At 64.2% G+C, this 25,857-nt stretch carries 21 protein-coding genes and 1 pseudogene; 6 read left to right on the top strand and 16 right to left on the bottom strand.

The window, feature by feature from the left end; genetic code table 11:
* Positions 1–517: tetratricopeptide repeat protein (locus E8A46_RS15005; RefSeq protein ID WP_291561961.1), on the top strand; the 517-nt coding region annotated here is incomplete at its 5' end.
* 110 nt (positions 518–627) lie between these two features.
* A pseudogene (locus E8A46_RS15000) lies at positions 628–852 on the top strand (phosphoribosylglycinamide synthetase C domain-containing protein); the annotation flags it as partial.
* A 226-nt stretch (positions 853–1,078) separates the two neighbouring features.
* Here the strand turns inward: E8A46_RS15000 and E8A46_RS14995 are convergent.
* Both E8A46_RS14995 and E8A46_RS14990 read right to left on the bottom strand, forming a co-directional pair.
* Entirely contained in the window at positions 1,079–1,819 is a 741-nt protein-coding gene (locus E8A46_RS14995; protein WP_291561958.1) for a 3-oxoacyl-ACP reductase family protein, read from the bottom strand.
* A 67-nt stretch (positions 1,820–1,886) separates the two neighbouring features.
* Positions 1,887–2,471 carry a TetR/AcrR family transcriptional regulator gene (locus E8A46_RS14990; protein WP_291561955.1) on the bottom strand — a complete coding sequence of 195 codons (585 nt, stop codon included), beginning with the start codon at positions 2,469–2,471 and terminating at the stop codon, positions 1,887–1,889.
* 944 nt (positions 2,472–3,415) lie between these two features.
* On the opposite strand from E8A46_RS14990, the gene E8A46_RS14985 reads away from it, so the two are divergent.
* Positions 3,416–4,321 (top strand): alpha/beta hydrolase, encoded by a 906-nt coding sequence (locus E8A46_RS14985; protein ID WP_291561952.1) that lies wholly within the window; start codon positions 3,416–3,418, stop codon positions 4,319–4,321.
* A 174-nt stretch (positions 4,322–4,495) separates the two neighbouring features.
* Here E8A46_RS14985 and E8A46_RS14980 read toward each other — a convergent pair whose 3' ends face one another.
* Entirely contained in the window at positions 4,496–4,942 is a 447-nt protein-coding gene (locus E8A46_RS14980) for a nucleoside deaminase (protein ID WP_291561950.1), read from the bottom strand.
* 164 nt (positions 4,943–5,106) lie between these two features.
* Here E8A46_RS14980 and E8A46_RS14975 point away from each other — a divergent pair, with 164 nt between their 5' ends.
* Positions 5,107–7,266 carry a pseudouridine synthase gene (locus E8A46_RS14975; protein ID WP_291561947.1) on the top strand — a complete coding sequence of 720 codons (2,160 nt, stop codon included), beginning with the start codon at positions 5,107–5,109 and terminating at the stop codon, positions 7,264–7,266.
* 193 nt (positions 7,267–7,459) lie between these two features.
* Positions 7,460–8,023 (top strand): 16S rRNA (guanine(966)-N(2))-methyltransferase RsmD, encoded by a 564-nt coding sequence (gene rsmD, locus E8A46_RS14970; RefSeq protein WP_291561944.1) that lies wholly within the window; start codon positions 7,460–7,462, stop codon positions 8,021–8,023.
* Positions 8,024–8,236: 213 nt separating this feature from the next.
* Here rsmD and mutL read toward each other — a convergent pair whose 3' ends face one another.
* The 8 genes from mutL to E8A46_RS14930 form a co-directional block, all read right to left on the bottom strand.
* The gene (mutL, locus tag E8A46_RS14965) at positions 8,237–10,045 is read right to left on the bottom strand and encodes a DNA mismatch repair endonuclease MutL (RefSeq protein WP_291561943.1); all 1,809 of its coding nucleotides are present in this window, start codon (positions 10,043–10,045) and stop codon (positions 8,237–8,239) included.
* Between the two features lie 158 nt (positions 10,046–10,203).
* Positions 10,204–10,623 carry an alternative ribosome rescue aminoacyl-tRNA hydrolase ArfB gene (arfB, locus tag E8A46_RS14960; protein ID WP_291561940.1) on the bottom strand — a complete coding sequence of 140 codons (420 nt, stop codon included), beginning with the start codon at positions 10,621–10,623 and terminating at the stop codon, positions 10,204–10,206.
* Between the two features lie 237 nt (positions 10,624–10,860).
* Complete coding sequence (locus tag E8A46_RS14955; protein WP_291561937.1) at positions 10,861–12,171, bottom strand: pitrilysin family protein; 1,311 nt, start codon at positions 12,169–12,171, stop codon at positions 10,861–10,863.
* Positions 12,172–12,236: 65 nt separating this feature from the next.
* Entirely contained in the window at positions 12,237–13,625 is a 1,389-nt protein-coding gene (locus E8A46_RS14950; RefSeq protein WP_291561968.1) for a pitrilysin family protein, read from the bottom strand.
* A 102-nt stretch (positions 13,626–13,727) separates the two neighbouring features.
* Positions 13,728–14,552, bottom strand: coding sequence for a hypothetical protein (locus E8A46_RS14945; RefSeq protein ID WP_291561934.1), 825 nt, complete (start codon positions 14,550–14,552; stop codon positions 13,728–13,730).
* Between the two features lie 100 nt (positions 14,553–14,652).
* Positions 14,653–15,150 (bottom strand): signal peptidase II, encoded by a 498-nt coding sequence (lspA, locus tag E8A46_RS14940; RefSeq protein ID WP_291561931.1) that lies wholly within the window; start codon positions 15,148–15,150, stop codon positions 14,653–14,655.
* A gap of 156 nt (positions 15,151–15,306) precedes the next feature.
* Positions 15,307–18,306 (bottom strand): isoleucine--tRNA ligase, encoded by a 3,000-nt coding sequence (gene ileS / locus E8A46_RS14935; protein ID WP_291561928.1) that lies wholly within the window; start codon positions 18,304–18,306, stop codon positions 15,307–15,309.
* 226 nt (positions 18,307–18,532) lie between these two features.
* Entirely contained in the window at positions 18,533–19,510 is a 978-nt protein-coding gene (locus tag E8A46_RS14930; protein WP_291561926.1) for a bifunctional riboflavin kinase/FAD synthetase, read from the bottom strand.
* Between the two features lie 238 nt (positions 19,511–19,748).
* Here E8A46_RS14930 and E8A46_RS14925 point away from each other — a divergent pair, with 238 nt between their 5' ends.
* Positions 19,749–20,144: a response regulator gene (locus E8A46_RS14925; protein WP_291561924.1), complete on the top strand. Its 396-nt coding sequence runs from the start codon at positions 19,749–19,751 to the stop codon at positions 20,142–20,144.
* A 200-nt stretch (positions 20,145–20,344) separates the two neighbouring features.
* Here E8A46_RS14925 and E8A46_RS14920 read toward each other — a convergent pair whose 3' ends face one another.
* From E8A46_RS14920 to E8A46_RS14900, 5 genes are all read right to left on the bottom strand, one after another.
* Positions 20,345–21,199 (bottom strand): TIGR01459 family HAD-type hydrolase, encoded by an 855-nt coding sequence (locus E8A46_RS14920; RefSeq protein ID WP_291561921.1) that lies wholly within the window; start codon positions 21,197–21,199, stop codon positions 20,345–20,347.
* 15 nt (positions 21,200–21,214) lie between these two features.
* A complete protein-coding gene (locus tag E8A46_RS14915) occupies positions 21,215–22,690 on the bottom strand; it encodes an EAL domain-containing protein (RefSeq protein ID WP_291561918.1) in 1,476 nt (491 codons plus the stop codon).
* Positions 22,691–22,920: 230 nt separating this feature from the next.
* Positions 22,921–24,267: an aspartate aminotransferase family protein gene (locus tag E8A46_RS14910; protein WP_291561914.1), complete on the bottom strand. Its 1,347-nt coding sequence runs from the start codon at positions 24,265–24,267 to the stop codon at positions 22,921–22,923.
* Positions 24,268–24,401: 134 nt separating this feature from the next.
* A complete protein-coding gene (prmB, locus tag E8A46_RS14905) occupies positions 24,402–25,364 on the bottom strand; it encodes a 50S ribosomal protein L3 N(5)-glutamine methyltransferase (RefSeq protein ID WP_291561911.1) in 963 nt (320 codons plus the stop codon).
* Positions 25,364–25,831, bottom strand: coding sequence for a molybdenum cofactor biosynthesis protein MoaE (locus E8A46_RS14900; protein ID WP_291561909.1), 468 nt, complete (start codon positions 25,829–25,831; stop codon positions 25,364–25,366). The genes prmB and E8A46_RS14900 overlap by 1 nt, the downstream gene beginning before the upstream one ends.
* Between the last annotated feature and the right edge of the window lie 26 nt (positions 25,832–25,857).

Below are 25,857 nucleotides of genomic sequence, written 5' to 3'. Positions count from 1 at the left end.
GGGTGACTTCGAGCGCGCTATCGCCGACTACGATGAGGCGATCCGGCTCAATCCGAAATCCGCCTTGGCCTACTTTGCCCGCGGGCGTTCATATCTCTTTGCTGGCTCGGTCGAAAAGGCGCTGGCCGATTTTAACCAGGCAAGTGCGCAGGACCCGGAGAATGCCTATCTGGCGCTTTGGGTCGATATCGTCAGTCAGCGGAACAAACGCCCGAGCCGTCTGGCGCAAACCAGTTCCCGGATCGACATGACCGTCTGGCCGGCGCCGGTCATCAGATTGTTCATGGACCAGATGACGCCTGCTGCTGTACTCGCTGCCGCTGACGATCCGGATCCCACCAAGAAGAAGGGCCAAGTCTGCGAGGCGAATTTCTATAGCGGGGAGCTTTCGTTGACCAAGGGGTTGAAAGATGAAGCAACTCGCCTTTTCCGTCTGGCGGCAAGCGATTGCCCGCACGGTTTCAACGAGTGGGATGCCGCCAATGCTGAACTGAAGGCGCTTGGCGTAGTCCCATAAGCAAGTTTCGGTCGTAGCCGCAGAGCGTAGCCCGGATGAGCGAAGCGATATCCGGGGTCTGGCTATGGTTGCCGCATGTCGCTGCGCTCATGCGGGCTAGTTGACCGAAGGAGGCCGGCAAGATCGAGGGCGTTGAAATCTTCCATGCCGGCACGCTCGCGAAGGACGGCGACATTCTCGCCAATGGCGGGCGTGTGCTGAATGTCTGCGCGTCAGGCCAGACGGTCGCGCAAGCGCAAGCGCGCGCCTATGCGGCGGTCGACCGGATCAAATGGCTCGAAGGTTTCTGCCGGCGCGATATCGGCTGGCAGGCGGTGGAGCGGGAGCGCAATTGATGCGGCTGAACCCGGCGGGATAGGCCGGAAGTCCAGGTTTGGCCGGTTGGTCCTTATTGCCAGGATGTTCCGGAGATGCCCGCTAAAGGGACGTCGACGGAAATACCAACATTCGACGCGAATGACCCAAAGCGGCCGTCGGCGCCCGATCGCGCGTGTACTCAACGTAACGATTTCCCGACCGAATTAGAACCTTGCGGAGATCATTGGTGTCCAGACTTGTACGTCATGCAACATAACCGCCGTCGATCGTTTGGCTGGAGCCGGTAATGAATCCGGCCTCGGGGCGTGCGAGATAGGCCACCAGCCCCGCAATTTCTTCAGGCTTGCCCAAGCGTCCGAGAGGTACCAGTGGCTTCACCATCTCGGCGTGAGCAGCTGTCATGTCTGTCTCGGTGGGTCCGGGCTGGACGTTATTGACCGTAATCCCGCGCGGCGCGAGGTCGATAGCGATGCCTCGGACCAGCGAGGCAACCGCGCCCTTCGTCATTGAATAAACGCTTGCTCCCGGGAATGCAGTTCGAACTGCAGTATTGCTGCCGATGGTGATAATCCGTCCGCCTTCCCTGAGATGAGGGGTCGATGCCTGGATCGCGACGAAGACACCGCGCACATTCGTCGCCACCATTCGATCAAAGTCTGCAAGGTCATACATGTCAACCGTGCCGAGTATTAAAATGCCGGCATTGACAACTAGAATGTCGAGATGGCCAAAGTGTGCGATGGTCTGCGCCACGGCATCCACGACGGCTTTGGGATCGGCGCTGTCCGCTTTAATTGTGATCGCTGGCTGGCCATGCGCCTCTGCCGCACGGGCGGTTTCGGCCGCCTTTTCCGCCGAGTTGGCGTAGGTCAGGGCGACCATCGCACCGTCCGCGGCAAGCCGTCTCGCTATCGCCGCGCCAATACCCCGAGAGCCTCCCAAGACAAGTGCGACCTTATCGACTAGCGCAGGTTGGTTACTCATGCATTCTCTCCATTATTGACAGATAAGTCCATAATTGTTCAGGCCCTGTTTGCAGACTGCTGCGCGACTACAGCTTTCTTAAGCTTGCGACCGCAAAGGCGGCCGTGTCGCGCAGAGATTGAAGAGAAGCTCCTGCCTTTGCTGAGACCTGGAGTCCGAACATCATCGTTTCCACGAAGCGCGCGGCACGCTCGATATCGACATTCGCCCCTATTTCATTTGCCGCTTGCGCGTGCCGCAGACGCTCGATCAGAGCCCTGTGTTGCGCGCCGCCGCTCCTGGCGCGCAGTGTTACCAGGTCGGCATCGGTGTTTCCGAATTCGCAGATAGAGCCAACACCCATGCAGCCCCTCTCGCGAACGGATTTATCGGAAGCAATGATGCCGATAACAAACGCTTCAATTCCGGCCAGGGGCGAAGCGGTTGATCGCAGCCGCCTGATGTTCTCGGCAACGCTGTCTCGCTGATATTTCTCAAGCGCTTCCAGATAAAGCCGGTGTTTGTCGTCGAACGTGTCGTACATGCTCTGTCGGCCGATATTCATCGCACGCAGCAGATCGTCTGTAGAAGTTGCAGCATAACCCTTTCGCCAGAAAACGGACATCGCCCGTTCTACGGCCTCATCACGATCAAATTCCCTCGGTCTTGCCATGGATGTGAACTAGTAAATTTGGACTGATCTGTCAATAACCGCGCAATCGTAAAGATAGAAGCATTCTTGTTTGATGGCCGTTGTTGGCAATTTTCGGTCCTCACGCGATCTCCGACTTGAGTCCGAGATACGCCGGGAAGCGGACATGGCTTATCCGCAGAACCGCTAACCGATAAGAATCTCGACCGTTCGCATGCCCGGTGTCTCACTCGCCGCCAGGCCTCGTACAGGATACCCGGGTCAAGTCCGTCCAAGGCGGGTGTGCGGAAAAACGACCCGACGGGCAAATCACCTGGACGATTTCTCGCCCCCTCTGTCCAGCCCCTTCTGAAAAAATATTCTGATTTTCAGAAATGCCAAATCAGTTCTATATGGTCGCCGTCTCGTGCCCACAAGAGGGGGCGCTTCGCGGTCGTCACGGACGTTGGGTGCGGGATGCGGTGGACGTGGACGTGCCCCTGACGAACGGCACCGACGCGGACGGCGAAGTCGTGTGGTCCTGACGCCTCGACGCTGGCGTCAAGTTCTTGAGAAGCAAGCTTCTCAGGGATGACGGTGACAAAAAAGCCCGATCACCGGGGAGAGCTCGAAGTAAGCCGTAAACCACTGCGCAGGGAAGGCCGGACTGCTTCCGCTGAACCTGTATGCTCGTGTGCGCTTTTCTTTGTGTATTTTGCACGCGAGACCGCGGGTGCAGCGCGCACCCGGCTTTCCCTGCGCCCTCTGACTATCGGGGGCGGCACGTTTCCTCTCAAAACTCGCGCGAAATGCGCGGCGAGATCGCGAAGCTGTGTCCTGGACCGCCGTCATTGCCTGCGACAAACGCGAAGCGTTTGCGCACGGGAGCGTATGCGACGAAGCAGTCCATCCTTAGCTCCATGGATTGCTTCGCTTCGCTCGCAATGACGGTTAAACTGAATCGCAGCTTCGAAATGAGCCTCCCCATGCCCGATCTCGCCGACCTCTACCCCGGTTATTCTTCCGAATGGATCAACACCCAATCCGGGCGCATCTTTGCCCGCGTCGGCGGCAAGGGGCCGCCGCTGTTGTTGCTGCACGGCTTTTCCGAGACCCATGTGATGTGGCATCGCGTCGCGCCGCAGCTGGCCGACGCCTTCACGCTGATCATCGCGGACCTGCCCGGGTACGGCTGGTCGGATATGCCGGAGAGCGACCAGGATCATACGCCCTACACCAAGCGCGCGATGGCGCTGACCATGATCGAGGCGATGGAGCAGCTCGGCCATGTGCATTTTGCGCTCGCCGGGCACGATCGCGGCGGCCGTGTGGCGTATCGCCTCGCGCTCGATCATCCCGGCCGGCTGTCGCGGCTGGCGGTGCTGGATATCCTGCCGACCTATGACTACTGGGCGCGCATGGACCGGCTCTATGCGCTGAAGATCTATCACTGGACGTTTCTGGCGCAGCCTTTCCCGCTGCCGGAAACGCTGATCGGTGGCCATCCCGACTTCTTCCTCAGGCAGAAAATGGCGAGCCAGACCAAGGCAAAGAATCTCGACGCGATCCATCCGCGCGCGCTGGCGCATTACCTCGCGGCGTTCCGCGATCCCTCGCGGGTGCATGCGATGTGCGAGGATTACCGCGCCGGCGCCTACGCCGATGTCGAGATCGACAAGGCCGATCGTGACGCGGGCAAGAAGATCACGATCCCGATGCTGGCGCTGTGGGGCGATGCCGGCATCGCGCGTGCCGCGGCGACGCCGCTCGACACCTGGAAGACATGGGCGACCAACGTCTCGGGCATACCGGTCGATTGCGGACATTTCCTGACCGAAGAAAATCCGGACGCCACCGCGAAGGCGCTGCGGGGGTTTTTTATGGCGGGGTAGTTTTCGGCGCGTCATACCCGCGAAAGCGGGTATCCAGTACGCCGCGGCCTATCGGTCAATCACCGGCGTCTCCGGGATACTGGATCATCCGCTGGAGCCTGTCATCGGGCTCGCCGGAGGCGAGACCCGGTGGCGGATGATGACAGCAGTGGGGGGAGTTGCACCGCGACCCGATCACCTTCTTGCCTTGAAAAAATCCCGCAACAGCGTCGCGGCCTCGGTCTCGCCGACGGCGGAATAGACTTCCGGGACATGATGGCAGGTCTTTGATGCAAAGAACCTCACGCCCGATTCCACGGCACCCCCCTTGGGATCGGCCGCGCCGTAATAGAGCCGCCTGATCCTCGCCAACGAGATCGCGCCCGCGCACATCGTGCATGGCTCCAGCGTGACATAGAGGTCGCAATCGATCAGCCGCTCGCTGCCGACGGCCGATGTGGCCTGCCTGATCGCGAGAATTTCGGCGTGGGCCGTGGGATCCCGGTCGGTCAGGGTGCGGTTTCCGGCCGTGGCGACCACCTCGTTGTTAAGCACGATCACGCATCCGATCGGCACTTCCCCCGATTTTCCTGCCATTTCGGCCGCTTTCAGCGCCAAATCCATGAAAGATGGTGCGGTCATGTCTCGTATCGCCGGGAGAACTCTGCTATGAGATACGCCTTCAGCAAAAGTGGATGCCGGTTTTGCGTGAGAATGCGCCTTGAGCCAAGTGCGCGCGCGTGATCGCTATGACAGCCTATCCACATCCGCCTGATTGCCAATTCATTCCTGCCGAGAGACCATTCATGCCCCGCGACAACGACAAAAACAACGATTCCCGTGGCCGGCGTGACCGTCCATCGGGCGGCAAGGGCCGCTCCGGCGCCGCCAGGGGACCCGAGAAGAAATTCGCCAAGCGCGGTTTCGCCGGCAAGAGCGAGGGTGAGAAGCGCCCCTACGCCGGCAAGCCCGAGGGCGAGCGATCGTATGCCAAGAAGCCGTATGCGGGCGCGGGCAAACCCTACGCCGGCAAACGCGAGGGCCGCAGCGACGACCGCGGCGGCGACAAGCGCCCCTATACCCCGCGCGGCGATCGCCCGAATTACAACCGCGATGCCGGCGATCGCAAGGGCGACCGGGGCGATCGCAAGCGCGACGCCGGCGATGCGCGCCCGGCGGCGCGTTTTTCCGACAAGAAGTTCGGCGACCGGAAACCCTACACGCCCCGCGAAGGCGGCGGCGAGAAGCGTCCCTACACCCCGCGTGGCGAAGGTTTTCGGAAAGACGGCGACCGGCCGCGCGGAGACCGTCCGTATAGCGCAAGGCCGCCGCGCGATGCCGACCGGCCCCGCGGCGATCGTCCCGAAAGAAAATTTGGCGGCGACAAGAAATTCTCACGCGGAGCGCCCGACCGCGGGCCCCGCAAGGATTTTGGCAGCCGCCCGGATCGGGGCAAGGATTTCGGGGCGGATCGCGGCGATTCCAAGCCGTGGCAGAAGCGCGACGCCTCTTCCCCCGACCATGCCGGCCGCAATTCGCGGCCCCCGCGCGACGGCGCACGAAATTTCGACAAGCCGCGTGAGGACCGCGGCGGCGAGGAACGTCCGCGTTTCTCGCGCCCGCGTGAGGATCGCCCCCAGGGTAACCGTCCACAGGGCGATCGCCCATTTCGCGAGCGGCCGAAGTTTGACCGTCCGCGCGGCGACAGGCCTCAAGGCGAGCGACCGAAGTTCGATCGGCCGCGGGAAGCCCGCGACGATCGTCCCAAATTCGATCGGCCGCGTCAGGACCGTGAAGGTTCCTGGCAGGAGCATCCCCGCAGCGAGGCGCGTGAGGAGCGGCCGCGCCGCGCCAACGAGGATGACAGCAAGATATTTGCCAAACGTCCGGCCTTCGGCGGCCGCGGCGCCTATCGCGAGCACAAGCCTGAGTTCGACAAGCGCGCGCCGCGTCCGCCGCGCGAGAAGAAATCCGGCGAGCGCATCGCCAAGGTGGTGTCGCGAGCGGGACTGGCCTCGCGCCGCGACGCCGAGGAATGGATCGTGCAAGGCCGCGTCACGGTGAACGGCCGCGTCATCAATTCGCCGGCGCTCGATGTCACCGCCAACGACGTCATCACCGTCGACGGCAAGCCGTTGCCAGCGCGCGAGCGCACCCGGCTGTTCTTGTTTCACAAGCCGCGCGGCTTGATGACCACCCATGCCGACCCCGAGGGGCGGCCGACGGTGTTCGACAATCTGCCGGAGGGCCTGCCGCGGCTGATCTCGATCGGCCGGCTCGATTTCAACACCGAAGGCCTCCTGCTCCTGACCAATGACGGCGGGCTGGCGCGCGCGCTCGAACTGCCCGACACCGGCTGGCTGCGGCGCTATCGCGTCCGGGCCCATGGCGAAGTGACCCAGGCGCAGCTCGACGCGTTGAAAAAGGGCGTCGAGATCGACGGCGTCAAATACGGTCCGATCGATGCCACGCTGGAGCGCGACCAGGGCGCCAATGTCTGGCTGGTGTTTGCGATCCGCGAAGGCAAGAACCGTGAAGTGCGCAACGTGATGGCGCATCTCGGCCTCGAAGTGAACCGGCTGATCCGGGTGTCCTACGGTCCGTTCCAGCTCGCCGAACTCGGCGAGGGCGAGGTCGAGGAGGTCAAGACGCGGGTGCTGCGCGAGCAGCTCGGCGAAAAGATCGCCGCCCTTGCGGGCGCGGATTTCAACCGGCCGATGCCGGGCGAGCCTCAGGCGGGGGTCGAGACCGAAGATGGAGACGCACCGCGCGGCAAGAAGCCGTTCAAGCCGGCCGGCAAGAGCGGCCTGATCGCCGACCGCAAGGGCCGCCGCGTGCTGGTGCAGCGTACCGGCAGCGAGGAGGCGCGCGCCCGCAACGAGGCCGAGGCCAGCGGCTATGGCCCGCCGCGGCGTCCGCAGCGCGGCTATCACGGCAAGCGCGACCTGAAGCCGCGGGACGAGTAGGGGCGGAGTTCATGCGATTTGGAATTTCGTTCTCGTCTCGCTTCCTCACCACCACGCGCGAGGCCGTCCAACTCCCTCCCCCCTTGCGGGGGAGGGTTGGGGAGGGGGGTACCCCACGGGGACTCCGCGTGTGCGGCACCCCCACCCCCGACCCCTCCCCGCAAGGGGGAGGGGAGCGCAGCTCGGTGTTCTAATGCGTGTCGTCGGCGGACGATTGAAGGGCCGCAATCTGGCGTCGCCGTCCTCGCGCGACATCCGCCCGACCGCGGACCGCTTGCGCGAGTCGGTGTTCAACATCCTGATTCACGCCTATGACGATCCGATTCAAGACGCGCGCGTGCTCGACTTGTTTGCCGGCACCGGCGCGCTCGGCATCGAGGCGGTATCGCGCGGCGCCAAATTCGCGCTGTTCGTCGACAACGGCGCCGAGGCCCGCGCGCTATTGCGCAACAATGTCGAGGCGCTCGGCCTCGGCGGCGTCACCAAGGTCTATCGCCGCGACGCCACCGATCTCGGTCCGGCGCATCCGGTGGAACCGTTCTCGCTGGTGTTCCTCGATCCGCCCTACCGGATGAAGCTCGCGGAAAAGGCGCTGGCCTCGCTGCGCGATGGCGGCTGGCTCACGCCGAACGCGCTGTTGGTGGTTGAAGAAGCCAAGGCGGCGGAGTTCACGGCGCCTGAAGGCTTCGAAGAACTGGAGCGGCGGGTGTACGACGATACCGAGTTTGTATTTTTGCGGGCTCGCACTGGCTCGTAGGGTGGGCAAAGCGTCGGCGTGCCCACCAGCCCAACAAACGCGCGAGGACGGACTAAAATGGTGGGCACGGCGCGAAGCGCCTTTGCCCACCCTACGGCTCAACTCGATCGTCGGGTGTATGACGATACGGAAAACAATCTCGAACGGCGCGGCGTACTGGGTCGCCCGGTCAAGCCGGGCGATGACAGTTGTATGCGCCGATGCAGGTCGCTTCTACTTCCGCCCGAACAGCTTCTCGATATCCGATAGCTTCAACTCGACATAGGTCGGCCGGCCGTGGTTGCACTGCCCGGAATTCGGCGTGTCTTCCATCTCGCGCAGCAGCGCGTTCATCTCCTCGGGCTTGAGACGGCGGCCGGCGCGCACCGAGCCATGGCAGGCCATGGTGGCCGCGACGTGCATCAGCCGGCGTTCCAAGGGCAATGCCTCGTCCCATTCCGCCATGTGTTCGGCGAGATCGCGCAATAGCGCGCCGGCATCGGTCTTGCCGAGCAGCGACGGCGTCTCGCGCACGGCGAGCGCGCCCGGGCCGAAGGATTCGATCGCAAGCCCGAAGGAAGCAAGTTCCTCGGTTCGCGCCAGCAGCCGCTCCACTGTGGCCTCGTCCAGTTCGACGATCTCCGGAATCAGCAGGATCTGCCGCTGCACGCCGTTCTTCGCCAGTGAGGCCTTCAGCCGTTCATAGACGATGCGCTCGTGCGCGGCGTGCTGGTCCACGACGATGAGGCCGTCACGGGTCTGCGACACGATGTAGGTTTCATGAATCTGCGTCCGCGCCGCGCCAAGCGGACGATCGAGCAGATCGGCCGAAGGCTGTTCCTGAAAGCGTACGTCGGCGGTCGGCGTACCGACGTCGAACGCGGCCTGTCCGGGTTCGGCAAAGGCGGTCGCCGCCGCGCCTTCGAAAGCCGGCCACGGCCCGACCGGGTGGGCCGGCGAGCGCCGCCAATCCCAGTTCGCCCGTGGGGCAAACGATGGACGAAACGAGGCGATGGCCGCACCATCGCTGTTGGCCGCGGTGCGCTTGCCCTCGCGGGCAAGCCCGTCCTTTAGCGCGTGCACGATCAGCGCGCGGACCAGGCCGGCATTGCGGAACCGGACCTCGGTTTTGGCGGGATGCACGTTGGCATCGACCTCCTGCGGATCCAGCGTCACGAACAGCGCCACGACGGGATGGCGGTCGCGCGGCAGATAGTCGGAATAGGCCGCGCGCACCGCGCCCAAAATGAGCTTGTCACGCACCGGGCGGCCATTGACGAACAGATATTGCCCGAGCGCGTTGGCCCGGGTCAGCGAGGGTGCTGCGGCAAAGCCTTCGACCGCGACGCCGTCGCGTTCGGCGCGCACTTCGATCGCGGATGCTCGAAAATCCGCGCCCAGAATATCGCCAAGCCGCGTCAGCCGGCCCGCGCCACCGGGCAGCGCCGCCGCCCAGGTGACGGGCGCGCGTTCCTCGCCGGCCAGCGTGAAGGCGATATCGGGCCGCGCCATCGCCAGCCGGCGCACCACCTCGCGGATCGCTTCGGCCTCGGTGCGGTCGGTCTTGAGAAATTTCAGGCGCGCCGGCGTCGCATAAAAGAGATCGCTGACCTCGACGCGGCTGCCTTGCGAAAGGGCCGCCGGCATGTTGGCCGATTTCACCCCGCCTTCGACCGACAGCGACCAGGCATGCGGCTCGCTGATATGACGCGTGGTGATGCCGAGCTTCGCCACGGCGCCAATCGAGGGCAGCGCCTCACCACGGAACCCCAGCGTGCGGATTTGCAGCAGGTCCTCGTCGTCGAGCTTGGAGGTGGCATGACGGTCGACGGCCAGCGCAAGATCGCTCGCCGTCATGCCGCTGCCGTCGTCGGTGATGCCGATCCGCCGCCGCCCGCCGCCATCGCTGAAGATGTCGATCCGGCTGGCGCCGGCGTCGATGGCGTTCTCGACCAGTTCCTTGACCACGCTCGCGGGACGTTCGACCACTTCGCCGGCGGCGATGCGGTTGACGATCTGTTCGGGAAGCTGGCGAACGGGCATGGTCTTGGGCGACTCGTGGAATGGACCCGCAATCTAGGGGCTTTTGCCGCCCGGCGGGAGGGCGGAGGCACCGTCTCTCCCCACTCTTCATGGCGAAAGATGCCGTTCCCCGAGGTGCGGCGCCGCGTCCGGGACACCAAGACCGGGGATACGTGGTCTCAATCCTCGAAGCCGCCCGAACCGCGCTTGGCCTTGACGTCGCTGCGGCGCTTTTTGCCCTCGAGCCGGCGCTTTTTCGATCCCAGTGTCGGTTTGGTCGGCCGTCGCGGAATCGGGCGTGTCATGGCCTCGCGCAACAGCTCGACCAGACGGTCGATCGCGTCGGCACGGTTGCGCTCCTGGGTGCGGAAGCGCTGCGCATGGATCACGATCACGCCGTCCTTGGTCATGCGCTGACCGGCGAGCCGGGCGAGCCGCGCCTCGGCATCGGGCGGCAGCGCGATCCGGCGGGTGTCGAAACGCAATTGCGCGGCGGTGGAGAGCTTGTTGACGTTCTGGCCGCCCGGTCCCGAGGCGCGCACGAACGAGATATCGATGTCGTTGTCGTCGATCATGAGGTCGCGCGAGATCCGCAGCATGGCGTCACCGAACCGGGAAATGATTCCCGTTGGGAATCGGGTTCGCGGAGGATAGCGGTTTTGTGAGGGGTTGGCGTTGCCGCGCTCTAACCGTTCCCTCCCCCCTTGTGGGGGAGGGGCAGGGAGGAGGGTGAGCCGCAAATGCCGGACTTCGCGATACCCCCCTCTCTAGCTCTCCCCCACAAGGGGGGAGAGAACAGCGTGTCTCGTGCGGAGGGACCCGTCGCCAGAAGGGCTTCAGTTCGCCCTGGTGGCGGCGGCGGGCTGGGCGGCGGGCTGGGCGGCGACCAGCGGAGGGCGGCCGACGATCACGGTGAGAAGGCCACGCTGCCACAACCTTTGGGCGGCCTGCCTGGCGTCGTCGAGGGTGACCGCTTCGACGATGGCATTTCGCTTCTCGATATAGTCGATCGGAAGATCGTCCAGCTGGTATTGCAGCAGGGCCGCGGCCAGCTTCGAAGAGGTATCGAGCGACAGCATCCGCGAGCCCTTGAGATAGGATTTGGCCTCATCCAGCTCCTGCTGGGTCGGCCCGTCCTCGGCCATGCGGCGGATTTCCTTGTTGACGGCATCGACCGTTTCGCCGGCGCGATCGGACCGGGTTCCGGTATTTCCGACGAACAGCGCGGAGTGATCCATCCACATGAGCGAATCGGAGACCGAATAGGCCAGGCCGCGCTTCTCGCGGACTTCGCGGTAGAGCCGCGACGACAGGCTGCCGCCGCCGAGAATATGGTTGACGACATAGGCCGCCATGAAATTCGGGTCGTTGCGCTTGATGCCGGGGCCGCCGAACGTCACCACGGTCTGCGGCACGTCGAGCGGAATGAAGGCGCGTTGCGGCGGCCTTGCAGCTTCAACATCGGCCACCGGCGTAAGGCTCGCTTTGGCCGGCAACCCGCCGAACGTCTGGTCGAGCAATTTGCCGAGCGAGGCCGCATCGATATCGCCGACCACCGCAATCCTCAGGGTGTCCCTGGCCAGCACGCGGCGGACGTAGTCCTTCAGATCGGCGATCGTGATCCTTGGAACGCTGTCCAGGGTGCCGCCGGCCTGCCGGCCATAGGGGTGGTCGCCAAAGGCGATTTCCAGGAATTTGCGGCTGGCCAGCGCGCCGGGATTGGACGTATCACGCTTCAGCCCCGAGATCAGCTGCGTGCGAATGCGTTCGACGTCGGCGCTTTCGAAATGCGGCGAGGTCAGCGACATCCGAAGCAGGTCGAAGGCCTCGTCCTTGTTGTCCTTGAGCATGCGCAGGCTGCCGCGGAAATAATCCCGCGTTACGCTGAAACTCAACTCGATGGCGCGGCGGTCAAGGCGCTCATGGAATGTCCTGGAATCCAGATCGCCCGAGCCTTCATCGATGAGATCGGCGACCATATTGCCGACGCCGGATTTGTCGACCGGGTCCTGTGCCGCGCCGCCGCTGATGCCAAATTCCATCGCGACCAACGGCACCGTGGCGTCCTGCACGAACCAGGCCTCGATACCCCCGGGCGAAATCAGATGCTGGATCTTGGCTGCGGCGAGCGAGGGGGTCGACGTCATGGCCGTCATTGCCATGCATGCGGCAAAAAGCAACCCAACGCGCCGCGTGCCAGCCCTGGAATGAGTCACGATCGCTTCTCCTCGTGTTTCGGCTTGCCATCCTTGATCAGATAGCCGGTCACCGAGCGCTTCTTTTCGAGCCATTTTTGCGCAGCCGCGCGGACCTGCTCGGCGGTGACGGCGCGAATGCGATCCGGCCAGCTTCGGATGTCTTCGATGCTGAGCCCAGTGGTCAGCGCGCCACCGTACCAGCGGGCCAGCGTGGCCTGGTTGTCCTGGGCATAGATGGCTTCGGCGATAAGCTGGGTCTTGACGCGCTCAAGATCTTCGGCGCGAACCGGGTTCTGCCCGATATCCGATATCACCTCGTCGACTGCCTGCTCGATTTGCGCGAACTCGACGCCGGATCTCGGCGAGACCGATATGGCGAACTGCGTCGCGTCGAGCGAGGTACCCTGATACGAGGCGTTGGCGTTGACCGCGAGCGGCCGGTCGACCACCAGCGCGCGATAGAGATACGAGTTGCTGCCGCCACCCATCAGTTGCGCGAGCACGTCGAGGGCCGGGCTTTCGCCGGCGGCGGCCGTGGTGGCGGACGGAACCAGATAATAGCGCCGCAGGCTGGGTTGTTCGACCCTGGCGTCCGACAGCGTCACGGTGCGCGGCGCGGCCGGCTCGGGTTCCTGGGGGCGAAGCCGCCGCGCCGCTATCGCCGGCTGCGCGGCGATGGGGCCGAATGTGCGCTCCGCCATCGGGCGAACATCGGTGGCATCGACATCGCCGGCGATCACCAGGATTGCATTGTTCGGCGCATAGAAGCGCCGGTAGAACGCCAGCGCATCCTCGCGATCGAGCTGCTCGATTTCCTGATGCCAGCCGATCACGGGGCGACCATAGGGATGATTGAGATAAAGTGCGGCCATGATCTGCTCGGTCAGCCGCGCTTCCGGGTTGTTGGCCACCCGCATGTTGTATTCCTCAAGCACGACGTCGCGCTCGGGCAGCACGTTTTCGTCCTTGAGGATCAGGCCGGTCATGCGATCGGCCTCGAACGCCATCATCTTGCCGAGCTCTTCGCTCGGCACCCGCTGGAAATAGCCTGTATAGTCGGTCGAGGTGAAGGCATTCTCGTTGCCGCCGATCCGCAGCACGGTCTGGGAAAATTCGCCGGCCGGATGCTTGCTGGTACCCTTGAACATCAGGTGTTCGAGAAAGTGCGCCAGCCCGGATTTGCCCGGCGTCTCGTCGGCCGAGCCGACCTTGTACCAGATCATCTGTGTGACGACCGGCGTGCGGTGGTCCGGAATCACCACCACCTGAAGGCCATTGCCGAGGGTAAATGTGGCTGGCGGCGCCGAGGTCACCGTGGTCTGGGCAAGAGCGCCGCCGCCGATGACGGCGAGCCCCGACAGCACAGCGGCGAACAGAGAAACCCTAAAGCGGTTTGGCGGCATCATGGCCTGTCTGGGTGCCCGAAAATCGCTTCGGGGAGAAATCATGACGCCGCACATTGCGCGGCAGCCGATAAGCGTCGGGAAGCCGGGAGACAGATGGCTCTATTTTTCCATGCTGGTTGCGCTGGACCTTGAGGCGAGCGGGTTACGATCGGGGTTAGCCTGTCCGCCGAACAATCCCTTCGACTGCTGGGCGTAGGGGTAATTCGGGGAGGGCGTCTGGTACCCGGATGGCGGCTGCGTCAGGGCTTCTCGCGTCGGCTCACTGCCGGGCGCCACCGCTGCCGCATCGGCATTCTTGCCGCCGAACCAGCTATTGATGCCCAAGGTCTCGCCGACGCTCGTTGAGCCCAGGGCCGCAGCTCCGCCCGAGAACAAATCGCCCGGCTGGTCGTAAACCGGATCGGTTCGGGCCGTGCCGTTGTTATCGTTCGCGTAAGCGGGGCGTTTGGTGCCGGGGATGGGTGGGTCTTCTGGCGGAGGAGCGATGTTGATCGGGCGAGGCGTGCCGGCGGCAGCGACTTCGCTGGGGGCCTGGACACGGGCCACGGGTGGCGCGTTCTTCTTCTTGGCCGCGATGATAGCCTTGCGCTGGCGTTCATCGGGATCTTGCGGCCAGTTCGCCACCTTTGCAGCGTCGGTGGAGGCGGCCGGCGGCGGCAAATCGAGCTTCGGCGGCACCACCAGCGGAGACCGCTCGCGATAGTCGATGCCGCGATTGTCCATATTGGTGCCGCGGATCGCGGACTTGAAACCGTCGGTGATCTTTTCCGTGATGGATCTGTCATCCTGGTCGTCGCCGGCGCGCGCGGCGCCGGCCGTCATGACCAGAACGATGCCCAATGGGACGACGGCGAGCCGCAGGGCACGCATCGTCGCTGCCGACGAATTCCGTACAATCCAACCGCTAGCTTTGGTCTGGCGCATCGCGCTGTTCCTGTCCAAAATTTCCCGCAGGCCACCGATTTGGGCGCACAACCCTAACACACCCGCGAGCTATAGCTCAGGGGCTCGTATTCTCCCGGGATCAGGGCGCTTTTGCGGCGGGTATCCCTAGGAATGAATCATACAACAGGGCCGCAACGCCGGCAACAATCGCCACGTCGGCAAGGTTAAACACGTACCAATTGAAGGTATTTCCGCCGATCTGGACGTGGAACAGGGCGAAATCGACCACCGCGCCATAGGCAAAGCGGTCGATGGCGTTGCCGATGGCGCCGCCGATGATCAGGCCGAGCGCTATGGTCGCGATCAGGGTGCGCGACCGCGCCATCCAGACCGCCAGTATTATCACGGCCACGGCCTTGACCGCGAGCAGGACCGCCTGGCCGGCCGCGCCTTCGTTCTGAAACCAGCCGTAGCTGATGCCTGTGTTCCAGGCCAGCACCAGATCGAAGAACGGCGTGACCTTCACCGCGCCGCGGTGACCGATGTCGAACACGCGCAGCAGCCAGAGTTTCGAGGCCTGGTCGAGCGCAAGCACAGTGATCGCTGCAAAGAGGCCGGCGCGGAGCTGGGCGGTCATCTGACGCCCGATACAGAACGCGACGTCGTCCCGGCGAAAGCCGGGACCCATGCGGCGTGTCGGATATTGTTTGAAAAATTCTGGGACATCGTCCTTTTGCTTGTCTCGAAGGCCGGTGGTTATGGGTCCCCGCGTTCGCGGGGACGACGATCGATACTAAACCACCATCCCCAGCTTCTTCCATTCGCGCAGCGCCTCGGCGTCGCGCGGCGACACGTCGGGATATTCGGGGTCGTCGCCGACGGTGGGGAGGATCTTCCAGGAGCGCGCGCATTTGGTGCCGGCGGCCTTCTCGACCACGACGGCGACGTCGGGCACGTCGCTCAGCCGGAACGCATCGGCCGGCGCATCCTCGTTGCTCACCATCGCATTCGAGGTGATGCAGACTTCGGCCAGATCGATATCGAACAGCGTGCTGAAGATCGTCTTGTCCGAGACATAGACCAGCGGCGAGGCCTCCAGCGAAGAGCCGATGCGCTTGGCCGCGCGCTCGAGTTCGAGCGCGCCGGTAACGACACGGCGCACGCGGCGGATGGTCTCCCACTTCCTGGCCAGCGTCTCGTCACGGAAGGCCTCGATCCCGTCGGGAAACAGCGTCAGATGCACCGACGGTTCCGCGCCGGGCCTGTAGAGCTGCCAGGCTTCCTCGCAGGTGAAGCTCAGCACCGGAGCGAACCAGCGCAGGATCGCGTCGCAGATCATGTCGATGGCGGTCAGCGCGGCTTTGCGCGCCAGCGACGACGGCGGATCGCAGTACAGCGTGTCCTTGCGGACATCGAAATAGAACGCCGACAGCTCGGTGTTCATGAATGCCGACAGGCTGGCCACCACGGTTTTGTAGTCGAACTCGGCATAGGCCTTGCGCACGATGCTCGCCTGCTCGGCGAGCTGATGCAGCATCAGCCGCTCCAGCTCCGGCATATCGGCATGCGCCACCGCGTCATCGCGGTTGAAATGGTGCAAGGTGCCGAGCATCCAGCGGATCGAGTTGCGCAGCTTGCGGTAGGTCTCGATGGTGTTCTTGAGGATCTCCGGGCCGATGCGCTGGTCGTCGGCATAGTCGGTGGCGCAGACCCACAGCCGCAAGATATCGGCGCCGGATTGCGCCATGACCTTTTGCGGCTCGACGGTGTTGCCGAGCGATTTCGACATCTTGCGGCCGTTCTCGTCGAGCGTGAAACCGTGGGTCAGCACGACGTCATAGGGCGCCCGGCCACGGGTGCCGCAGCTTTCCAGCAGCGAGGAATGAAACCAGCCGCGGTGCTGGTCGGAACCTTCCAGATACATCACGGTGTCGGCGCCGCCATCGACCTTGCGCCTGATGCCGGCGAGACCGGGGAAGTGCACGGGATCTTCCAGCACGAAGGCATGGGTCGAGCCGGAATCGAACCAGACGTCGCAGATGTCGTCGATCTTCTTCCAGTCCTCGTTGGCAAGCGAACCGAGGAAGCGCTCGCGCGCGCCGTCCATGTACCAGGCATCGGCGCCTTCCCGCTCGAATGCATCCGCGATGCGCTTGTTGACGGCGTCATCCTGCAGGATTTCGGCGGAGCCATCGGCTTTCTCGCGCACGAACACCGCGATCGGAACGCCCCAGGCGCGCTGGCGCGAGATCACCCAGTCAGGCCTCCCTGCGATCATGCCATTGATGCGGTTTTGGCCGGCGGGCGGCACCCATTGGGTGACCGAGATCGCGCGCAGCGCGCGGGCGCGGAGGGTATCGCCGGACTTGGCCTTGCCGCCGTCGGCAATGTCCTTGTCCATGGCGATGAACCATTGCGGCGTGTTGCGGAAGATCACCGGCTTCTTCGAACGCCAGGAATGCGGGTACTGATGCTTCAGCCGGCCGCGCGCCAGCAGCATGCCGGCATCGACCAGCGCCTTGATCACCGCCTCGTTGGCATCGCCCTTCTCGCCCTTGTCGTTGATCACGCGCTTGCCGGTGAAGCCGGGGGCGTGATCGGTCAATGCGCCGTTCTCGTCGACGGTGTAGGGGATGGCGGTCGAGATGCCGCGGCCTTCCAGCTCGCGCGCATTCGCCATCCAGACATCGAAGTCCTCGCGGCCGTGGCCGGGTGCGGTGTGCACGAAGCCGGTACCGGTGTCGTCGGTGACGTGATCGCCGGCAAGCAGCGGGACCGTGAACCCGTAGCCTCCGCCATAACCTTGCAACGGATGGGCGCATTCCACCACGTCGAGGGTCTCGGCCGGCAATGCGCGGACTTTCTCATATGCCGTGACGCGCGCCTGCTTGAATACGCTTTCTGCCAGCGCATCCGCGAGGATCAGGAGGTCGCCGTTTTTGGCCCAGTTGTCGGCGGGCGCATCGGTGACCTTGTAAAGGCCGTAGGCAATTTTCGGCGAGAAACTGATGGCGCGGTTGCCGGGCAGTGTCCATGGCGTCGTGGTCCAGATCACGATGCTGGCCTGGGCCAGCGCGCCATGCGCGGGCGAGGTGACCGGAAACTTCACCCACACCGTATCTGAGGTGTAATCCTCGTACTCGACCTCGGCTTCGGCGAGCGCGGTTTTCTCCACCACGCTCCACATCACCGGCTTGGAGCCGCGATACAAGGTGCCGTTGGCGGCGAATTTCATCAGCTCGCGGGCGATCTGCGCTTCGGCGAAATAATCCATCGTGGCGTAGGGGTGATCCCAGTCGCCGATGATGCCGAGCCGCTTGAATTCCTCGCGCTGCACGTTGAGCCAGTGCGTGGCGTAGGCGCGGCACTCTTTCCGGAACGCCACCATCGCGGCGGAATCCCGAAAATCCGGCTTCGCCTTGCCCTTGGAGCGGTAATTTTCTTCCTCGATCTTCCATTCGATCGGCAGGCCGTGGCAGTCCCAGCCCGGCACGTAATTGGAATCGAAGCCGAGCATCTGCTGGCTCTTGGTGACGACGTCCTTGAGGATCTTGTTGAGCGCGTGCCCGATATGGATGTTGCCGTTGGCATAGGGCGGGCCGTCATGCAGCACGAATTTCGCCCGCCCGGCGCTGGCTTGGCGCAAGCGCTGGTAGAGGCCGATCTCGTTCCAGTTTTTAAGGATTTCCGGCTCGCGCTGGGGCAGGCCGGCGCGCATCGGGAATTCCGTCTGCGGCAGGAACAGGGTCTTGGAATAGTCTGATGTTTCGGACTTTTGCGGCTTTTCGGACATGAATGCTCGGTTTGGCTCAAGGGGCGCGAGATACGCGATCAATCGCGGGAAGGACGAAAATCCCGGTCTTGCGCCAAGCTTGAGAAGCTCAGGCGGAAGCCGGGCCGCTAATGCTGATGGTGCGCCGCGCAAACATGGGGCTTTCCATAGCAGCCAGCAGGCGAAATCGCAAAGCCCTGCCTTATGCCGGCGCCAGCCTTCGAGGCTTGCCGGAGAGGCTCCCGCCTCAGGATGACGTTAACGTGCCGAGCCTGGGGAAGGCGCCGGGTGCGGCGGCCAGCCGCTCGCGGGCGCGGGCTGAGTCGTCGTCCATCTGGCGGATCAGCGCTGGGATGCCGTCGAACTTCAATTCGTCGCGAATGAAGCCGATGAAGGCGACGTCCAGGCTTTTTCCGTACAGGTCAGCCTTGAAATCGAACAGGAATACCTCCAGCAGCGCCGCGCCATTGTCGAAGGTCGGGCGGCGCCCGAAGCTGGCGACGCCATCGAAATGCGCCCCATCATGGCTGACCCGCACCGCATAGATGCCGTGCTTCAGTCCGCAATTCTTGTCGAGGCGGATATTGGCGGTGGGGTAGCCGAGGTCGCGGCCGCGTTTCTCGCCATGGATCACCTCGCCGTTGATGAACCACGGGCCACCCAGCATCGCGGTGGCATCCTCGATCTGTCCCTCCGCCAGCGCCATCCGGATCGCTGAGGAGGAGACCGGCCGCTCGGCGAAGTCGACATGGGGCTGCACATCCACTTCGATGCCAAGCCGGGGCGCTTCGCCGACCAGCAGGCTTGGCGATCCGACCCGGCCCTTGCCGAAATGAAAGTCGTAGCCGACCGCGATGCCGCTGATTCCGAGTCGTTCGATCAGATCATGGTGAATGAAATCTTGCGCCGTGGTCCCGGCACGGCGTTGGTCGAAAGTCATCACCACGGCCCCGGCGAGCCCGGTTCCGGCCAATAGCCGTAGTTTTCCGGCCTCGTCGGTGAGCCGGAATTGCGGGGTGTTCGGGCTGAAAAAGCTGCGCGGGTGGGGTTCGAAGGTTACCGCCATCGCAGGCCGGCGATGTGCCCGTCCCATCTGCAGCGCCGCATCAATAACAGCGCGATGGCCGAGGTGGACGCCGTCGAAATTGCCCATCGCTACCACCATTCCCCTGGGGATCGCGGCGGCAGGAGTGGTATCGCGGATCACGGTAAAGTCGGACGCCATTTCAGCAATTCTTTAACTTGTTCGGAGCGCGGGACGGTGGCGCGGGGGCCGCGAGGAAGTCAAGCCGGACCCGATCCGTGTCCCCCGCGCATGGCTGGGCCATTTTTCCGGCGGCGGTCGGTTAACGGGCTGTTTAATGGCTGATGGTAGTGCTTGAGGTGGACTGCGGGGCGTCTTTCGCCTTGGCCGGTTCGCTGACGGTTTTCGTGGCGTTTTGGTGTTGCGCGGGGGATTGAAGATGGCGGTTGATTTGTCGATGTCGGTTCTGGTGGTGGATGACTACAACACCATGATTCGCATCATCAGAAATCTCCTCAAGCAGCTTGGCTTCGAGAATATCGATGACGCCAGTGACGGATCGGCGGCGCTGAACAAGATGCGCACCAAGAAGTATGGGCTGGTGATCTCCGACTGGAACATGGAGCCGATGACCGGCTACGACCTGCTGCGGGAGGTCCGGGCCGACCCCAACCTCGCCACCACGCCGTTCATCATGATCACGGCCGAATCCAAGACCGAAAACGTGATCGCCGCCAAGAAGGCCGGCGTCAACAACTACATCGTCAAGCCCTTCAATGCCGCGACGCTGAAGACCAAGATCGAAGCGGTATTTCCGGACATGGCGAGCGCGTAAGCTCAGATCGCCCCGCTCGCGGCCTTTCTTAACCTCGCCCCGCTCCACACCCTCGTGTCGTCCCTGCGAAAGCAGGGACCCATAACCACAACTTTTTGCTGTTACGTGGGATGGGACTCCAGCCCGCTCATATCGATCCGCCGATGGTTATGGACCCCGGCGTTCGCCGGGGCGACGCATAGAAGGAGCGGCTGAGCATCCTACCACCTCAGTTCCCGCGTCAGCGCCCGGGGCGGATGGCCGAACAATTCCTTGACCGAGGCGGGGTCCAGCTGATCGATGCCTTCGAAGTCCTCGGCGTGGATGCCCCGGGTCACGAACAGGCAATCGATCCCAAAGCCGTGGGCGCCGGCCAGATCGGTCCGCACGGAATCCCCGATCGCAAGGACGCGGCTGAGTGGCGCCGTTTGGCCGCGGCGCTCGGCGGCAAGCGCGATCGCGCGCTCATAGATCGGCCGGTGCGGCTTGCCGTAGAAGATCACTTCCCCGCCGAGTTCGAGATAGAGTTCGGCGATGGCGCCCGCGCAATAGATCAGCCGGTCGCCGCGTTCGACGACGATGTCCGGGTTGGCGCAGACCAGCGTCAGCTTGCGCTCACGCGCCTGCAGCATCATCGCGCGATAATTTTCAGCCGATTCGGTTTCATCGTCGAACAGCCCGGTGCAGACGATGTAGTCGGCCTGTTCCAGCGGTGCAAGCACCGCATCAAGTCCGCGATAGATCGAATTGTCGCGCTCCGGGCCGAGCCAGAACATTTTCTGCCCCGGGTGGTCGGCGACGAAATGCCGGGTCAGATCGCCTGAACTGACGATGGCGTCATAGGTTTCGTCGGCGACGCCAAGCTTGCGCAATTGCCGCTGCACCGAATCCGCCGGCCGCGGCGCATTGGTAATGAGGATCACGGTGCCGCCTTGGCCGCGAAAGCTGTGAAGGGCTTCACAGGCTTCGGGGAACGCGACCAGACCGTTGTGAACCACGCCCCAGATATCGCTGAGCAGGACGTCCACACCACCGACAAGATCGCGCAGCCTCTCGGCAAACCTCAGCGTCGTCATGGCATGGCCTGCCGGTCAGCCCGGACCGGCGGCGCGGCGCGCCAGTGCGGCGTTGCCGCTGGCTGCCCGCGAGGGTTCGATGGCCGGGGCATCCACGGAAGCCGGTTTGCCAGAGCCATTGGATGGGCCAGTGGCTTGCTGGGATTCTTGCGTCTTGTTCGGGGAAGCCCCGCCGGTGGCCGACGCTCCCTCAGGCCGCAACGGCCGGGGTGGCGCAAACAGAAAGCCCTGTCCGAACCGCACGTCGTAATCGAGCAGATCGACGACGGCACGCTCGCCCTCAATCCGCTCGGCGATCAGGTCGATGCCGAAGCGGCCGAGCAGATCCGAAAGGTCCGAGGGGTGAATGTCCGCCGTCGAGGACTGCCGCGGATCGAGCAACAGCGCGGCGGGCACCTTGATGAAGCGGACCCCGCGGTCGGCCAATTCGCGCGGCTCGATCCGCAGATCGGTGACGTGATCTATGGAGAAACGGTAGCCGCGCTGCGCCAGCGCCGCGAGATGTTCGCTCTCCGCCGGGCCGAGATTGCGAAACACCGCCTGCTTGAACTCGAGTACGAATGTCGGCGCCAGCGCGCGATTGGCTTCGAGGAAATCCAGGCATTGCGCGAAGGTGACTGGATTGCCGAGCGTCGCCGCGGCCATGTTGCAGAAGATTCCGACATCCTTGTTGCGAACCATCAGCCGGCGCAGCACCTGAACGCTGCGCAGCATCACCATGTGATCGATCCGCCCGATCAGCCCGGCAGCCTCCGCGATCCCGATAAAATCGTCGGCCGTGAGAACCTGATCGTTCTCGTCGCGCAGCCGCGTCACCGCTTCGTAGAAGCGTACCTTGCGTTGCGGCAGGGTCACCATCGGCTGCAGATAGATGTCCAGTCGATTTTCCTCGACCGCGGTTCTGACGGCGGCGAGGATTTGCGCATCGCTGCGGGAGGGTGCGGGCTTGGCGGTGGCGACGACGGATGGCGCGGCGACGACAGAAGGCGCCGCCACCACGTTGCTGCCCTCCGCCAGCGCGGGGAATGGCAGCTCGTTCTGCGGCTGGCTCTCCGGCCTGCTCGCGGGTGCGGGGATCGGCACGCCCGCGGACAGGATGTCGTCATGGTTGGCGACGGAGACGGCGAGCTGCTTGACCAGCACGCCAAGTTCGCCGATCTCGCCGACCACCGCCTGAATGCGGTCGGCGCCGGTGGAATTGACCGAGGCCAGCCGGCCCTCGACCGCGGCGAGACGGCGGCCGAATTCAGCGACCTGGCGCGCGAGATCGGCCGTGCCGCGCGACAAATCCGCGATCTGGCCGCCGACGTCGGTGCGGTCGCGCAGCCGCATCGACACCGCGTTGTAGAGGATCAGGAAGGTCAGCGCGGTCAGGGCGACGATCGCGGATTCCGATCCGCTGATACCTGCAACGGAATACAGCACCAGTCCGAGCGACGCTGCGACCAGCACCATGCAAATGGCAATGAAAATCGTGGAAATGCGGATCATGTTGCGCGCAAGGCCCTCAAGTCCTCTATCCCCTGGTCCGGGAGCGCCCGCACAGACATCTCGCGCGTCCCAAAGCGCCGCAAGCTTAGCATTAATGTTGATTCGGAAAGCTAGTGTTCTTTGGGCGCGCCGGGAACGCGAAGAGCGCACCGGGAACGCCAGGTTCCATCGTGTCCCGGAAGCGGTGCAGCGCCTCTTCAGCGCTGCCCCGCAGAGCCGGGCCCCATTCCCTATGCCACCGCGCGGATCACCTTGGCGACCTTCTCGACGATTTCGCCGATCTGGTCTTCGCTGACGATCAGGGGCGGGGTCAGCGCCAGGGTATCGCCGGCGACGCGCAGCATCAGGTCATTGTCGTGGAACGCGCTGTTCAGCCCGTCGAAGCCCCGCTTGCCCGGCAGGTCCGGACGCGAGGCAAGGTCGATGCCGGCGGTCAGTCCGATGGTGCGGATGTCGAGCACGTTCGGCTCACCCTTCAGCGACATCACGGCGTCGGCGAATTTGGGTTCGAGCGCGCGGGCGCGCTCGAACAGCTTTTCGTCGCGGTAGATGTCCAGCGTTGCCAGACCCGCCGCGCAGGCCAGCGGATGTGCCGAATAGGTATAGCCATGGGTTAGCTCGACGACATGCTCCGGGCCGCTCATGAAGGCGTCGTGGATGGTATCGCGCACCAGAACACCCCCCATCGGGGCCGCGCCGTTGGTGACGCCCTTGGCGAAGGTGATCATGTCCGGCAGCACGCCGTAACGCTCCGCCGCAAAGGCAAAACCCAGCCGGCCAAAGCCGGTGATGACCTCGTCGAAAATCAGGAGAATGCCGTGCTTCTGGGTGATCTCGCGCAGCCGCTTGAGATAGCCCTTGGGCGCCGGCAGAACGCCGGTCGATCCGGCCATCGGTTCGACGATGACGGCGGCCATGGTGTTGGCGCCGTGCAGGTTGACCAGCCTCTCCAGTTCGTCGGCAAAATGTGCGCCGTATTCCGGCTCGCCCCTGGTGAAGGCCTGCTTGTCGCGGTCATAGGTATGGGGCAGATGGTCGACGCCGGTGAGCAGCGTTCCGAACATCTTGCGGTTGTTGACGATGCCGCCGACCGAGGTGCCGCCGAAGCCGACGCCATGATAGCCGCGCTCGCGGCCGATCAGGCGGATGCGGCTGCCTTGGCCCGCGATCTGGTGATAGGCCAGCGCGATCTTGAGCGCGGTGTCGGCGGCTTCCGAGCCGGAATTGCAGAAGAACACGTGATCGAGACCGGCCGGAGCCAGATCGGCGATGCGGCTGGCGAGCTCAAAGGCCTGCGGGATGCCGAACTGGAACGGGGGCGCATAGTCCAGCGCGGCGGCCTGCTTGGCGATGGCCTCGGAAATCTGGGGGCGGCCGTGGCCGGCATTGGTGCACCACATGCCCGCGGCGGCATCGATGATCTTTCGGCCATCGACCGTGATGTAATGCATGTCCTTGGCGCCGGCGAGCAGCCGCGGCGCCTTCTTGAAGGCGCGGTTGGCGGTAAACGGCATCCAGTGCGCGGCAAGGTCGTTGGGGACGTTGACGGCGGCGGGGCGTGGGCTCTTGTCCAGCATGGGGGGCCTCTTCAAGTTTTGGGCGGGGCGGCTTTCCCGCAAAGTAGCAGCTTCGGCGCGGGACTGGAACGCTGCGGGCCGGACTATTTCCGCCCAATCGGGCGGTTTTCAGGATGAACCGCTCCCGTTCCGGCTCACAGATCGGCGGCGCCGATCCAGAACACTTCGCCTTGCGAATCCTCGGTGTCGAGCCAGAGGAAATCGGTCTGCGGATAGGCAGCCTCGAGCGCCGGCCGGCAGCGGCCAATCTCGCACAACAGCCCGCCTTTGGGCGTCAGGTGCCGCCCGGCCTCGTCCAGTATGCGGCGGATGACGGCAAGTCCGTCGGCGCCGCCGTCGAAGGCGAGCTTCGGCTCGGCGCGGCATTCGCGCGGCAATCCGGCCATGCCTTCGGCATCGACATAAGGCGGGTTGGAAATGATCAGGTTGTAGCGTCGGCTGCCGATCGGCCCAAACAGGTCGCCGCAGTGCAGCATCACCCGGTCTTCAAGGCCGAAATCGGCGACGTTGCGGGCGGCGACGTCGAGCGCGTCGCTGGAGATGTCGACCGCGTCTACCTGGGCGTTCGGAAAGTTCCGGCTGGCCAGAATGGCGAGACAGCCGGAGCCGGTGCAGAGGTCGAGCACGTTTTCCACCGCGCCGGGATCGTCGATCAGCGCGCCGGCTGCTTCCTCGCCCTGACTGAAATGAGAATCCAGCAATTCGCCGATGAAGGAGCGCGGCACGATCACCCGCTCGTCGACATAGAAGGGCAGGCCGCGCATGTAGATCTTGTTGACGAGGTAGGCGGCGGGTTTTCGCGAAGCGACGCGGCGGGCGATCAATTCGAGGATCGATTTGGCTTCGCGCGCGGTAACGCGCGCGGTCGCGAACGTCTCGAACCGGTCGGGATGAAGATGCAGCGCCTCGCAGACCAGGAATGCCGCCTCCGCCACCGGGTCGGAGGTGCCGTGGGCGAATGTCAGTTTGGCCTCGGTGAAGCGGCTTACCGCGTAGCGGACGAAATCGAGCAGCGTCACCAGTTCGCCGGGCGCCACCTTCGGAAGCTTCGATGCGACGCGGGGGAGCTTCGCCCTGGGTTTGGCACGCTTGGCCATCAGGGTTTGGTCCAGCGCGCCGCCGCGTCGTCGTCGTGATGGCGGGCCTCGACCCAGCTGGTCCCGCCGGCATTTTCCTCGCGTTTCCAGAACGGTGCGTTGGCCTTCAGATAATCCATCAGGAACTCCGCGGCGGCAAAAGCCGCCTGCCGATGCTGCGATGCCGTCAGGACCAGCACGATATTTTCGCCGGGAGTGATGCGGCCGACGCGGTGGATGATGCTCACGCCGGTCAGCGGCCAGCGCGACATCGCGGTGTCGGCGTGGCGCGCGATTTCGGCTTCCGCCATGCCGGGATAGTGCTCGAGCGTCAAGGCCGCGATGGTCTCGCCGCCTTCGCTGCCCCGGCAGATGCCGCTGAAACTCACGACCGCGCCGACATCGGTGCGTCCCTCCGTCAGCGCGGAGATCTCCTGCGCGATGTCGAAATCGGCTTGCTGGATACGGATGGTCACATTGGCGGTCATAAGAGCATCGCGACGCTTTGCAATGA

This window comes from Bradyrhizobium sp., from assembly GCF_004799445.1.
Classification (GTDB): Bacteria; Pseudomonadota; Alphaproteobacteria; order Rhizobiales; family Xanthobacteraceae; genus Bradyrhizobium.
Note: the sequence above shows the minus strand (reverse complement) of the source record. Positions and strands in the feature narration are given on the sequence as shown.